The sequence below is a fragment of the Paenibacillus sp. HGF5 genome (assembly GCF_000204455.1).
Lineage (GTDB): Bacteria > Bacillota > Bacilli > Paenibacillales > Paenibacillaceae > Paenibacillus_AQ > Paenibacillus_AQ lautus_A.
The window spans coordinates 18377-32053 of record NZ_AEXS01000178.1; the positions used below are offsets into that span (position 1 = coordinate 18377).

Annotated in this window: 11 protein-coding genes; 2 read left to right on the forward strand and 9 right to left on the reverse strand. The window is 51.3% G+C overall.

The genetic code is table 11. The features are described 5' to 3' along the window. Positions 1-19: 19 nt before the first annotated feature. From HMPREF9412_RS30235 to HMPREF9412_RS30250, 4 genes are all read right to left on the reverse strand, one after another. Positions 20-2281: an MMPL family transporter gene (locus tag HMPREF9412_RS30235; RefSeq protein ID WP_009595831.1), complete on the reverse strand. Its 2262-nt coding sequence runs from the start codon at positions 2279-2281 to the stop codon at positions 20-22. Between the two features lie 12 nt (positions 2282-2293). Further along, positions 2294-3397, reverse strand: a complete 1104-nt coding sequence (locus HMPREF9412_RS30240) for an HD-GYP domain-containing protein (RefSeq protein ID WP_009595803.1) — start codon at positions 3395-3397, stop codon at positions 2294-2296. 108 nt (positions 3398-3505) lie between these two features. Beyond that, a complete protein-coding gene (locus HMPREF9412_RS30245; protein ID WP_009595695.1) occupies positions 3506-4330 on the reverse strand; it encodes an undecaprenyl-diphosphate phosphatase in 825 nt (274 codons plus the stop codon). A 69-nt stretch (positions 4331-4399) separates the two neighbouring features. Beyond that, positions 4400-5833, reverse strand: a complete 1434-nt coding sequence (locus tag HMPREF9412_RS30250) for a bifunctional metallophosphatase/5'-nucleotidase (protein ID WP_009595809.1) — start codon at positions 5831-5833, stop codon at positions 4400-4402. 111 nt (positions 5834-5944) lie between these two features. Between HMPREF9412_RS30250 and moaD the strand changes: the two genes are divergently transcribed. Both moaD and HMPREF9412_RS30260 read left to right on the forward strand, forming a co-directional pair. Continuing rightward, complete coding sequence (gene moaD / locus HMPREF9412_RS30255; protein WP_009595711.1) at positions 5945-6682, forward strand: molybdopterin converting factor subunit 1; 738 nt, start codon at positions 5945-5947, stop codon at positions 6680-6682. Positions 6683-6771: 89 nt separating this feature from the next. Next, complete coding sequence (locus HMPREF9412_RS30260; RefSeq protein WP_009595790.1) at positions 6772-7818, forward strand: HD-GYP domain-containing protein; 1047 nt, start codon at positions 6772-6774, stop codon at positions 7816-7818. Positions 7819-8110: 292 nt separating this feature from the next. Here HMPREF9412_RS30260 and sufB read toward each other — a convergent pair whose 3' ends face one another. From sufB to sufC, 5 genes are read right to left on the reverse strand one after another with little or no spacing between them, the layout of a single operon-like run. After that, positions 8111-9508 carry a Fe-S cluster assembly protein SufB gene (sufB, locus tag HMPREF9412_RS30265; RefSeq protein ID WP_009595766.1) on the reverse strand — a complete coding sequence of 466 codons (1398 nt, stop codon included), beginning with the start codon at positions 9506-9508 and terminating at the stop codon, positions 8111-8113. 33 nt (positions 9509-9541) lie between these two features. Beyond that, on the reverse strand, positions 9542-9961 hold the full coding sequence (gene sufU, locus HMPREF9412_RS30270) for a Fe-S cluster assembly sulfur transfer protein SufU (RefSeq protein WP_009595801.1): 420 nt from the start codon (positions 9959-9961) through the stop codon (positions 9542-9544). Beyond that, complete coding sequence (locus HMPREF9412_RS30275; protein WP_009595771.1) at positions 9951-11171, reverse strand: cysteine desulfurase; 1221 nt, start codon at positions 11169-11171, stop codon at positions 9951-9953. The genes sufU and HMPREF9412_RS30275 overlap by 11 nt, the downstream gene beginning before the upstream one ends. Continuing rightward, a complete protein-coding gene (gene sufD / locus HMPREF9412_RS30280) occupies positions 11168-12472 on the reverse strand; it encodes a Fe-S cluster assembly protein SufD (protein ID WP_009595741.1) in 1305 nt (434 codons plus the stop codon). The genes HMPREF9412_RS30275 and sufD overlap by 4 nt, the downstream gene beginning before the upstream one ends. 22 nt (positions 12473-12494) lie before the next feature. After that, positions 12495-13277 (reverse strand): Fe-S cluster assembly ATPase SufC, encoded by a 783-nt coding sequence (sufC, locus tag HMPREF9412_RS30285; protein WP_009595714.1) that lies wholly within the window; start codon positions 13275-13277, stop codon positions 12495-12497. Positions 13278-13677 lie beyond the last annotated feature (400 nt).

Genomic DNA, 13677 nt, shown 5'->3' on the forward strand with positions numbered 1-13677 from the left:
TGCTTGGTTCGGCTGGAAATCATCCGGCTTCCCCCCGTTTGTCCGAACGTTCCTTGGAAGCAAGCTTAGATGCCGGAAACATCCATGCGGGACTCCACCAATTCGCTCTGCCCAGCATCTTCATGAATGCAGGCACAAGCAGCACCCGAATCACGGTCGCGTCCAGCAGAATGGCTGCTGTCAGGCCTAAACCGATCGCTTTCATCACTTCATTGTCCGTAAATACGAAGGCACCCACAACGACGGCCAGAATCAGAGCCGCGCTGGTAATCAGACCGCCCGTACTCTCCAAGCCCTCGGCCGTGCTGAATTCGTTATCCCCCGTCCGTTCATAGTTCTCCATGATCCGCGAGAGCATCATGACTTCATAGTCCATCGATATGCCGAACACCACGCAGAATATCAGGACCGGCAGGAGCGCGAAGATGGACCCTGTAGAAGAAACGCCCAGCCACTCCGCACCAATGCCCTCCTGAAATACCCACACCACGATACCGAGTCCGGCGCCCAGGCTGAGCATGTTCATGACGCTGGCCTTTAAGGGGAGCACGATCGACCGGAATGCGAAGAGGAGGATGATATAAGTCACCGCAAATACGAATACCAGGACGTAGGAAATGTTCTGCTGGATGGCTTCCATGATGTCCAGTTTATACGCAGGGCTGCCGGTGACATAGGTCTTCAGTTCATTCGTATCCATGGTCCGCAGCGCTTGGACAAGCTGCATCGTGAGTGCATGGGATTCCTCATGCTCCGGAGTCACGGCAACGGCTGCCATATTTCCTCTGACAAAACGATGCTGCTCCAGCTGCTGGCGGATGTCTTGGCGGGACAGAACGTTTGATACCTCCTCCACCGAACCCCTGCCAACGCTTAGATAACTCTCTACCCGCTTCACGCCTGGCATGAGCCTGATTTCATCCGTGTATGCTTTCATAAGCTCGATGCTGTGCGGATCCGCATAGGAAGACGGAAGCTCCACCGCCACAACGATCGAATTCAATTCGCGTTCGTCATAAGCTTGCGTAAGCAGGTCGTGGCCATAACGGGATTCATAGGCGGGGGGCAGCACTTCGGCAGCGGGGATGGCAATGTTCATGTTTCGGACCGGATAGATCGCCACCAGCAGCAAACCGATCGCTGCTACAGAGATGGTCACGGGATGGGCCATAACAAAACCGGAGATCCTTCTCCACATGCCCAAGGTCTGCCGGCCCCGAAGCGCCCGGAGTTTGGCCGGAAAGAGAGGGAGCGCATCGATGCGGGGGCCCAGCATCCCCAATAAAGCCGGAAGAAGCGTGTTGCCGGCCAGCACCGAGAACAGCACGACGGTAATGCCGCCTATGCTGAAAGAGCGGAAGATCGGCAGGTCGATGAAACTCATCGCCACAAAACCGATCAACACGGCAGCACCCGAGAACATCACTGCTTTGCCGGCGGTTGCGCAAGTGACAGCCAGTGCGGATCCCACATCCCCGCTCCGTGTTCGCAATTCTTCTTTGAAGCGGCTAACGATCAGCAAGGCATAATCAATGCCTACGGCCAAACCAAGCATCGTGACGACATTCGGAAGAAAATTGCTGATCGTGCCGTCGGCCAGAGCGACAAAATACAGAATGCCCATCGTGACCACCACGCTGACAATTCCGGCGATTAAGGGAAGAAGCGCGGCAGTCAATGTGCCGAATACGACCGCCAGGATGAGCAAGGCTGCAGGAATGCCTATCATTTCCGCATGGATAATATCGCTCTTAACGGCTTGATTCATATCGGCGAAGATGGCGGTATTCCCCGTTATGTACGTATCCGCTCCCGTGATGTCGGGAACCGAGTCTCTGATCTCTTCAAACTGCTGCAGGGCTTTCGAGGAATCCGGATCCAGCAGCACCGTCACGGATACGATATGATCCTGGCCAGCCTTATGAGCTGCCATATTCATATACGTATCCCTGACATATGGGCGGTCACGCAAAGGCGCAAGCTCCGTCAGTATCCGCCTCTGCGCCGTCCCCGCCGTCAGGTTCTCATCGTGTCGACTGACAACGACGATATCCAGCGAGGCTGCCGACAATCCCAGACCCTCCTCCAGCTTCTCGATTCCGATCTGGGCCGGGCTATCCTTCGGCGTAAACCCGTTATGCTGCAATATGGACGGCAGCTTGAACGCAAACGGAAGCAGCACGCAAAACAAAATAAGCCAGGTTACAACAATGGCTTTACGGTAGCGGTAAATCAGTCGCCCCCATGTATGCAGCAATGTTGCATGGCCGTTACGTCTCACGAGTCAACCTCCTTATGCTCCAGTTTGATCTATGGTGCTCTGTCCGATGCCGGCGATCATAACGGCCAGCGTCTCGGATAAATCCAGTTCGTAAGGCGCGGATAACGGGGTGCCCTCGGCATCCGTCAATACGCGGACAACGGGTCGATGCGGCACATGCGCGTGGATCCTGGATACCACTCCATTCTCACCCGTATGCAATTTCACGGTGATCCCGGGAGGATATATCGCTACCCGATCCCGAAACATGGCCAGGAATGATTGTTCATACAGCGTTCCCGATCCGGCGTACATGACCTCCACCGCTTCGTGCGGCAGCAATGCAGGCTTGTACACCCGCTGCGTGGTCATCGCATCGTAAGAATCCGTTATCGCGATCCATTTCGCGTATTCATGGATGTCAGGTCCCTTCAAAGCCCGGGGATAACCGCTGCCATCCAGGCGCTCATGATGTGACAGGGCGCAATGCGCCGATAACAGCGGAATGTTGGGCTCGTCCTTCAATATTTTGAAGCCGATCTCGGTGTGCTTCTGGACCTCGCGAAATTCCTCCTCGCTAAGCCGTCCTGGATGATTCAGCAGCTTCTGGCTTATCCGCGTTTTGCCGATATCGTGCAGCAGGGCCCCCAGGCCGAGCACCCTCAGCTCTTCCCGGTTATACCCGTAAGAAACGCCAAGAACCGTCGAGTAGACGCATACGTTCAGAGAATGACGGTACAGGTTGTAATCGTTCGTATTCATATCGGTCAGCAGCACCATGCCCTCATCATGTTCCGAAATTTCATCCATAATGGATTCCATCATCCCAGAGAACGTTTTGCCCAAATGAAGGAAGCTGCCTTTCAGAGCAGCCTGGCTCTCCAGGTTCTTGAAGCTGGTCCGAATCGATTGGATCGCCTGCAGCCGCGTCTCTTCGGTCAACAACTCCGGAACCACGATATCCTCCGTCATCGGATCCTCGATGTATACATACCCGAGTTCCAGCGTGCCCAGACGGCGGATCAGCCCGGCTGTCAGTTCCACGCCCTCGGCAAGCAGGATTAAACCGTCACTATTGTATATTTTCTTACCAAGAACCATGCCCGGCCTCAACGCGTTGATAGGTATAAGACGCAAAATCCGTCACTTCCTCTGCTATTCTGAAACTTGTGTGGGATATAGCGTCTAGTCTTCAGTGGATCACGATACGAAGAAGCCGGATCTCCTTCTTGTGTCTACTCCTGCTTAATGCATGATGAACAGCCAAAAAACGGCGGCGAGACCAAAACGGTAGATCGCAAAATGAGTAAGCCTTATCTTCTGTATGAGTTTCATGAAGGCCAAGACGACAAAATAAGCGACAACAAACGAAACGATAAATCCGGCTAGAAATACGCCGATCGTATCTAAAGTAAAATATCGGTAAGAATCCAGCAATTCATATCCTGATGCGGCACACATGATGGGAATCGCGATAATAAACGAGAAATCGGCCGATGCCTTATAACTCACACCGCTAAGCATGCCCCCGGAGATCGTAGACCCCGAACGGGAAAAGCCCGGCCATAGGACGGATATGATCTGGTAGATCCCAATCAGAAAGGCCTGCTTATATGTCAAATCATCCATATCATGCGCGGTCACTTGGACTTTATGCTTATTGTACCATTCCGCAAAAATCATAAAAATGCCGCCGGCAACGAGTGCAAACAGCACCGTCTGCGCATGGAACAGGCTTTTGATGAAATCCCTCGCAAAAAACGCAACCAGCAGGGCCGGAGCAATCCCCAAAAATATATGCATCAGGTTCAATCGCCTCCGAGGCACTTTCCGGGTCAACGGCTCGCTTCGGCTCCACCCGAGCAGATTCAAAATCCGATTCCAATAAACAATCGCGATCGCCAAAATGGCTCCTAGCTGAATGACAACCTCAAACGTCTTCATGATCGGTGTTTGGTCGTCGTAACCGAGCACCTTGGCCGTCAAAATCATGTGGCCCGTGGAAGACACCGGAATGAATTCGGTTAGTCCTTCCACGATCCCCAGTATGATGGATGTGATAAAATCCATGTCCTACCCCTCCCTTACCTTTGTCCTCCTCATATGTATGCTCGGCCAAAGGAAGTTAGTCGGGGGTTGTCAGGATATCCAGCGTGGAATCATGGACGCTTCAAGCGATCCGGGACGCGAAAGCTCGCTCCGCAGCAGGTCTCGAATAAACTCGGGCAGCATATAAACCGTATCCGTTCCAAGCGCCAGGGTCTCGTATCCGATTTTAAAAGTAAACATGTCGAGCGTTCCCACATGATATTCCCGCTGCCATTCCAGCGGTTGTCCCTTGAAGGAGATTTGCGTGATCTTCCGGTAAGGCTCCCCATCCTTGTCATATCGGATCTTTAATCCATCGACGGCCAGGCCCCCTAACAGATACCCGCGGAAGCCGAAGCCCATGATCTTCTTCCCGCTAAACTCCGGAAGCAGACTCTCTTCAAGCGCCTGATAGATATGTTCTCCCCGCAATTTCACGACACAGGGATTAATCGGTGACGGGCACAAACCATGCAGCATCCCGGTGCTGATTTCGCCCTCCGGCAGCGGTCCCAGCAGCTGCCCGGAATTGACGATCGCAATTTCCGCACCCGTGTGCTGCAGCACGGCCTGAGCCAACAGGTTCGCAAACGGCGATTCCTCCTCATAATGGATCGGCAGGCTGCGGTCGATCACGGCCACGGCTTCGGTTAACTTCTCCTTGGCCAGCTCATGATGTTTCAGGATGGCCTGCTCCACGATGGGCTCCATCAGACTTTTATCCACAGGCAGCAAGGTTCCCTCTACGCAGGTAAACCGTTCACCAACGTCGTTTCGCTCCATAACGAGGCGACCTACGTATTGTCCGAATTTGCCCGCGCCGCATACGGCTGTCTTCCCGATCATTAGCGGCTCTTCAAGGATGTGATGGGTATGGCCGCCAAGTATGACATCAATGCCTTCTACATGTTCTGCTAATCTTTTATCAATCGTTAGTCCTAAATGGGATAAAACGATAACGATATCACACTGGCCCTGAAGCGCTCGAACCTGTTCGGCGATGGCCTCCACCGGGTCTCCTGCTTCCCAGCCTAACAATTGATAAAATCCTGCAAAAGCTGCCGTTGCGCCGGTGAGCCCGATCGAAATGCCATCCCGTTCCAGGATCACATGCCGTTTCATCCATGAAGGAGGACTGCCGCTCTCCGTCTCCCTGATGTTGCAGCAAACGACGGGGCACTGCAGTCCGGCATATACATGCTCCAGAACATCGTACGAAATGGTCAGGCCTTCGTTATTGCCGATTGTAATCGCGTCGTATCCTGTCAAATTAATGACATCCACATTCGCTTGCCCCATCGAGCCTTCGGTTTCCACCGATGCGCGATCCATATGGTCGCCGATATCCAGCACGATCGACTTATCGCCGGCAGCCGTCTTTTCCCGGGAAATAAGTGCCGCCACATTGCTCATCATCTCGAAATGGCTGTGTATATCGTTGGTATATAATATGGTCAGCTTTTGTTTATTGCTTTTAAGACCCATCTGGCGGCCCCCTCCCAAGTTACTTTTACGATAATTTCCGGTCTTACAAGCATAACATTTTAGCGAAGAATATGGTATATTGTAGCCCATAAGAATTACGAGGTGATCAAAATGTCGACAACCATTTCCATACTGCTATTCGCCGGATTAGCCGATCGCATCGGCACCGCTTCACTTGCATTCGGCGTACCCGCCCTCCCCCTTACGACCGGGGATTTGAAGCTGCTTCTTAGCGAGGCTTATCCTGATGCCCAATCCCAGATTGCCACGGCCTTCGTTGCGGTCAATCAAGAATATGCGCTGCCGGATCAGCTTATTCAGAGCGGGGACGAAGTGGCTCTGATTCCGCCTGTGTCCGGCGGGGACGGAACCAACCTGCAGGACACAGGCTCCAGTTCCTCGTCAGACGGAACGTGCACCATCACCTGCCACCGGCTGTCCGTGGAAGAAACCATCGCCAAAGTGCATGATGATAACCATGGCGCAACGCTTTCCTTTGTAGGCACGACGCGGGAGATAACCGGCCAGATGCGAACGGTAACGCTGGAGTATGAAGCTTACATTCCGATGGCCCTGAAAGAAATGCAGCAAATCTGCATGGACATCCACGGCCGATGGCCCGGCACGAAATGCGCGATTTCCCACCGTATCGGCACAGTCGGAATCGGGGAAACCAGCGTCGTTATCGCCGTATCTTCACCGCATCGGGAAACATGTTACGAAGCAAGCCGATATGCCATCGATCAGTTGAAGCGATCCGTTCCGATCTGGAAGAAGGAGATATGGGACGATGGTTCGGAGTGGAAAGGGGCGCAGGCCGGACCCTGGGACCCAACGGCTAGGCAATAAGTCGCGATTATATCATTGTAAAACCATAATTTTCTTGCTAAGATAGTTTTGATCTTTTTACTTAATATAAGGGCAAGAGGTGCAATGATTTGAGAGTACATGTCACGGACCTGAAACCCGGTGATCAAATACAGCAGGATGCTTACAATACGAACGGCGTTCATGTTCTGCAAAAAGGGGCTTTGCTTCGTTCAGAGGATATATCCAAGCTATTGCAGCACGGTATCGATTACATAGAAATACAGCCGCGCGCGCTGTCTGTATCCCTCGATCCGTTATCTGAAATTTCGGACTCGTTCAACAAGGTTAAACCTCACTTTAACCTTGCGTTTGACGGATGCTCCGCCTTATTTACGGAAGCATCCCAATCCGGAAAGTTCAATGAATCCGTTGTAGACGATGTTTTCCAGCCACTGGTCGGCTCGCTGAACGAGCATACGGATGTGGTATCCCTGCTTCTGCTGTTTAACGGAACAGACGATTATACCTACAGGCATTCCATTCAAGTAGGGATGCTATCCTACTACATCGCGGATTGGATGGGTTACTCCGGCAAGGAAGCCTATGAAATCGGCAAGGCGGGCTACCTCCATGATATCGGCAAGAGTAAGATTTCAAGGGATATCCTGGACAAGCCCGGCAAGCTGACCCCCGAGGAATTCGAGGAAGTGAAGCTGCACACCATCTATGGTTACGAGATGATCGCCGAATCCATGGATGATAAGGTGACCGCCATGGTCGCGCTTCAGCACCATGAACGGGATGACCGTTCGGGCTATCCGCGAGCGCTCCATGCAGACCAGATTCATCCGTACTCTCATATTTGCGCGGTAGCCGATGTCTACAGCGCCATGACAACGAACCGGGTCTATCAGTCCAAGCAGCAGCTGCTAACCGTTTTGCGCGAGCTGTACAGTCTCAGCTTCGGGAAGCTGAACGGCAAGCCGACGCACGCTTTCATTCAGCAGATGCTGCCGAATTTCATCGGCAAAAAGGTTCTGCTGACGACGGGCGAATCCGGCATCATCGTCATGAACCATCCTTCGGACTACTTCCGTCCGCTTGTAAAGACCGATGATCGTTTCATCGACCTCTCCAAGGAATATCATACCGAGATTCAAGAGATTCTGTTGTAACCTGTGTTCCAAAAGATAATCCGGAAGCTGCTAAATTGCTTGCTTCCCTGCTTGAATAACCAGTATTACCGTCAGCCTTGAGGCTGGCGTTTTTTAGTGTCTATTTGTGACGTTTTTCACATCTAATCTTATTGGATTTCGGCAAAATCGAAGACGCGTTCAACCGGCCTGTGCAATCTATACATGTCCTCCTCGTCCACGCCTCGGTGCTATTCCCATAAACGTTCAAGCACAAAAAAAAGAGCGAATCACCCATCCCTGAGTGATTCGCTCCTGTGTTCATATGAACTATTTAGCCGATGGAACCTTCCATTTCGAATTTGATCAGGCGGTTCATTTCAACGGCATACTCCATCGGAAGTTCTTTGGTGAACGGCTCGATAAAGCCCATAACGATCATTTGCGTAGCTTCGGATTCGCTGAGTCCACGGCTCATGAGGTAGAACAATTGTTCCTCGGAAACCTTAGATACGGTCGCCTCATGCTCCAGCGTAATATTATCGTTCTTGATCTCGTTATAAGGAATCGTATCGGACGTCGATTCATTGTCGAGGATGAGCGTATCACACTGGATATTGGCTTTTGCGCCCTCCGCATTGCGGCCAAAGGAAGCAAGTCCCCGGTATGTTACTTTACCACCATGCTTACTGATGGATTTGGATACGATTGTAGACGTAGTGTCCGGTGCCAGATGGAGCATCTTCGCACCTGCATCCTGGTGCTGGCCTTTGCCTGCTACTGCGATGGAAAGTACGGAACCTTTAGCACCGCGACCCTTCAGAACAACGGCAGGGTATTTCATCGTCAGCTTAGAGCCGATGTTGCCGTCCACCCATTCCATCGTGGCGTTCTCTTCAGCAACAGCACGCTTCGTTACCAGGTTGTAGATGTTTGGTGCCCAGTTCTGAATTGTTGTATAACGAACACGAGCATTCTTCTTACAGATGATCTCAACTACCGCACTATGCAGCGAGTTCGTGCTGTAGATGGGGGCTGTACAGCCTTCTACGTAATGTACGAAGCTGTCCTCGTCGGCAATGATCAATGTGCGTTCGAATTGGCCCATGTTCTCGGAATTGATACGGAAATATGCCTGAAGCGGAATTTCACATTTTACGCCTTTTGGAACATAGATAAAGCTTCCGCCAGACCATACGGCACTGTTCAGCGCAGCAAACTTATTATCGGCTGGAGGAACAACCGTTGCAAAGTATTCTTTCAGAATCTCCGGATGCTCTCTGAGAGCCGTATCGGTATCCATGAAGATAACGCCTTGATCCTCAAGATCCTTCTGCATGTTATGGTAAACCACTTCGGATTCGTACTGTGCGGATACGCCCGCCAGAAACTTCTGCTCGGCTTCCGGAATACCCAATTTATCAAAGGTTTCCTTAATCTCGGCAGGTACTTCCTCCCAAGTCTTCCCTTGTTTCTCGGATGGTCTTACATAGTACTGGATATCATTGAAATCCAGCTCATCGAGGTCGCCGCCCCAGCGAGGCATCGGCATTTTCTCGAACTGCTCCAGTGATTTCAAACGAAATTCCAGCATCCACTCAGGTTCGTTCTTGATTTTGGATATTTCCGTCACGACTTCACGCGTCAAACCTTTACCGGTTTGGAAAATAGCCTTGTGCTCGTCACGGAAACCATATTTATACTCTTCCATTTCTGGCGCTTTTTTAGCCATTTAACTTACCTCCCTATCGATCTGTTCATTCGCTTACTTCGCGTCAATTCCTTTTCGGAGTGCGTTCCACGCAAGTGTTGCGCATTTAATGCGGGCAGGAAACTTGTTAACACCGGATAGGGCTTCAATATCCTCGTACTCGTCAAATTCCACTTCATCGCCTTTCATAAGGGAAGAAAAGCGGTCCGCCAGACTGATCGCTTCGTCCAGCGTTCTGCCCTTTACGGCGTCTGTCATCATCGAGGCGGAAGACATGCTGATGGAGCAGCCTTCCCCCGTATATTTGGCATCGGCGACCACGCCGTTCTCTACCTTAAGCTGCAAGGAAATGCGATCTCCGCAGGTCGGATTGTTCAAATCGATGGTTACCGCATCTTCTTCAAACTTGCCGCGATTGCGGGGGTTCTTATAATGATCCATGATGACACGTCTGTACAAATCGTCAAGTTGCATCGCCAAAATACTCCTTTGTCTGGATTAAGGCGCTAACTAATCGATCAACGTCCTCTTCTGTATTATACAGATAAAAGCTCGCGCGTGCCGTGGAAGATACTTTTAACCAACGCATAAGCGGTTGACAGCAATGATGTCCTGCACGAATCGCAATCCCCTGGGCATCCAGAACGGTTGCCACGTCATGCGGATGAACGTCTCCAAGATTGAATGTGATAAGGCCCACTTTACGCTTACGGGGACCGTAAATGGAGATGCCTTCGATCTCGGAGATCCGGTCCATGGCGTAGTTCGCAAGCTGAGCCTCATGCCGTTCGATGGCATCCATTCCGATTTCCTCCAGGAAATCGATCGCGGCGCCAAGTCCGACAGCTCCTGCAATGATGGGCGTGCCGCCCTCAAACTTCCAAGGGAGCTCCTTCCAGTTCGATTCGTACAACCCGACGTCATTGATCATCTCTCCGCCGAATTCGATCGGCTCCATTGATTCCAGCAGCGCCTTCTTGCCGTATAATGCGCCGATACCTGTCGGAGCACACATCTTGTGTCCGGACAAAGCGTAGAAATCGCAGTCCAGGTCCTGAACGTCCACTTTCATGTGCGGCGTGCTTTGCGCCCCGTCCACCACGATAACGGCACCGTGCCGATGCGCGATTTCCGCGATTTGTTTGACGGGATGCACGACGCCCATAACGTTGGACACGTATGCGATGGCTACGACTTTCGTCCGTTCGGTAACCAGTTCCTCTACATCTTCGACACGGATCGTACCGTCAGGCTGTAGAGGAATATATTTCAGCGTAGCGCCGACGGCGATGGCCGCCTGCTGCCACGGAATGAGATTGCTGTGATGCTCCATTTCCGTCAGGACGATTTCATCTCCAGGACCACAAACGGAGCGTGCGTAGGATGAAGCCACCAGATTCAGGGCCGTCGTCGTTCCGCGGGTGAATATAATCTGCTCCGAACTCTCGGCATTTATGAAACGGGCAACCTTCTCCCTGGCTCCTTCATAAGCATCGGTAGCACGGCTGCCGAGCGTATGAACTCCGCGGTGCACATTGGAGTTCTCCCATTCGTAGTACCGCTTGACGGCATCTATGACCACCTGCGGCTTTTGCGATGTCGCGGCATTGTCGAGATATACCAGCGGATGTCCGTTGATCTCCTGGTGAAGAATGGGAAATTGCTCACGGACGGAGGCGATCATTGTCCCAGCTTCCTTTCAACGAGCCCCTGCAGCTGGTCGCGAAGTCCCTCGAGCGGAATTTCGCTGACAACCGGAGCCAAGAAGCCGTAAATAATCAGGGATTCTGCAACGGAACGGGAGATACCGCGGGACATCAGGTAGTAAATTTGCTCCCGGTTCACTTGTCCTACGGACGCCGCGTGTCCTGCTGTTACATCATCCTCGTCAATCAACAGGATCGGGTTCGCGTCGCCGCGGGCTTTTGGGCTCAGCATCAGAACGCGCTCAGTTTGCTGTCCGTCCGCCTTCGTGGCACCCTTCTCGATCTTGGTAATTCCGTTGATGATGGCTTGTGCTTCTTCACGCATAACTGCACGCGTAATCATCTGGGAAGCAGAGCTCTTACCATAATGCTTCGCTTGCGTTGTGTAGTTGATCTTTTGGGACCCGGAACCTACAGCAATGACTTTCGCATCGGATGTCGAACCGTTGCCCTTCAGAATACTCATGGTATCGCTGGCTGTATCGCCATCGTTCATCTCGCCAACGATCCATTCGATCGAAGCATCATTGTCGAGTACTGCACGGCGGAACGTAACATCCGTTGTTTCTACAGTCAACTGGTGAACGGAAGCATAACGAACTTTCGCACCATTTTTGGCAAAGATCTCTACCGCTCCGTTATGTGTTACCGGCGCAGCCAGAGAATCCGATACATAGTTGTCTACATATGTGATTTGGCTGTTAGCTTCGGCTACAATCAGCACGTGCGGAGCGAAAGTCGCTTCGGCATCATCAGTCAGCATAACCGCTTGAAGCGGAACATCAACCTCAACATTCTTAGGAACATAAAGAAAGACTCCGCCGTTCCAAACCGCAGCATGGAGAGCAGCCAGTGCGTGCTCGTCATTCTTAAGCGCTTGATGCAGGTAAGGTTTAACCAGATCCTCATGCTTTCTCACGGCTGTTTCCAAATCCGTAAAAATCACGCCTTTGGCAGCAAGTTCCGAAGCCAGACTTGTATATACCGTTCCGGAGTTGCGTTGAATAACCAGTCCGCCTTCCCTTGAACCTTCGACAAGCTGTGCTGCCCGCTCTGGCAGTTCATCGAGGGAAGCGAGTTTTTTGCTTTCTTTATATTCACCGTAGCTGTGGATGTTCCAACGCTCAATGCGTTGTTTCTCCAGCTTAGGCAATTCCAATTGGCCGGCAAGTTCCAAAGAAGCCAAACGGCTGTCTGTCAGCCAAGTTGGTTCCTGTCTACTCTCGGACAAAGCCTTCAAAGCCTCAGCGTTGACCGGAAGTATGGTTTGTGTAGTCATATCGTTTCCTCCTCCCGTCAATTTACGCGTCTTGACCTACAGTTTCATCCGTAATGCCCAGCTCTTCCTTAATCCAGTCATAGCCTTCTGCTTCCAAACGCTCAGCCAGTTCCGGTCCGCCGGATTTCACGATACGTCCTTGCATCATAACATGCACAAAATCTGGAGTAATATAGTTAAGCAAACGTTGGTAGTGGGTAATAATCAAGAAACCACGTTCTTCGGATTTCATGCTATTCACACCGTTTGCTACAATTCTTAATGCATCGATATCAAGACCGGAGTCTACTTCGTCAAGAATGACGAGTTTCGGATCCAGCAGCATCATCTGCAGGATTTCGTTACGCTTCTTCTCACCACCGGAGAAGCCTTCGTTCAGATAACGATGAGCGAACTCGGGATTCATCTCGAGCTCTTTCATTTTGCCTTCCATTTGACGAATGAACTTGATCAGGGAAATCTCATTGCCTTCACCGCGGCGTGCATTGATGGAGCTGCGCAGGAAGTCGGAATTTGTTACACCAGCGATTTCACTTGGATATTGCATGGCCAGGAACATACCTGCCCGAGCACGCTCATCAACTTCCATCTCCAGCACGTCTTCATCGTTAAGCAATACTTTGCCTTCCGTAACTTCATATTTAGGATGACCCATCAACGCGGAAGCCAACGTACTTTTACCCGTTCCGTTTGGTCCCATGATGGCATGAACTTCTCCGCCCTTCATCTCAAGGTTGATCCCCTTCAGGATCTCCTTGCCTTCGATCGTTGCTTTCAATCCTTCAATGACAAACTTGGTTGACATATTAGATTCCCTCCGTTGAATAGGTAGTGTATTTGTTGTCCCATATGATAACAGGATTGTACGCCCTGATTTCATAAAACAAAAAGTAATTCTTTATTTATAATCATTCTAAACTGATTATCAATGATTCTCAAGCCATTTTATAATAAAAAGTGACGTATTTCAACCGGACAAGCCTTTTGGAGACAACATTCGGACAACTGTAACCATTAAAAACAGGCTTGGCCGATTAACCGGCCAAGCCTGTTTCATTCTTCCCTTTTCATCCGCCGTATATGCTGAGGCACCCCATGTCGCCACGGCATCTAGGCAACGGCGTCAACCGCGCGTCGTCAGACGGTGTCGGGGCACCAAGAGCTATAAGGACTCGTTAACGAGTCTCAAGCTGCAGCAAATATAC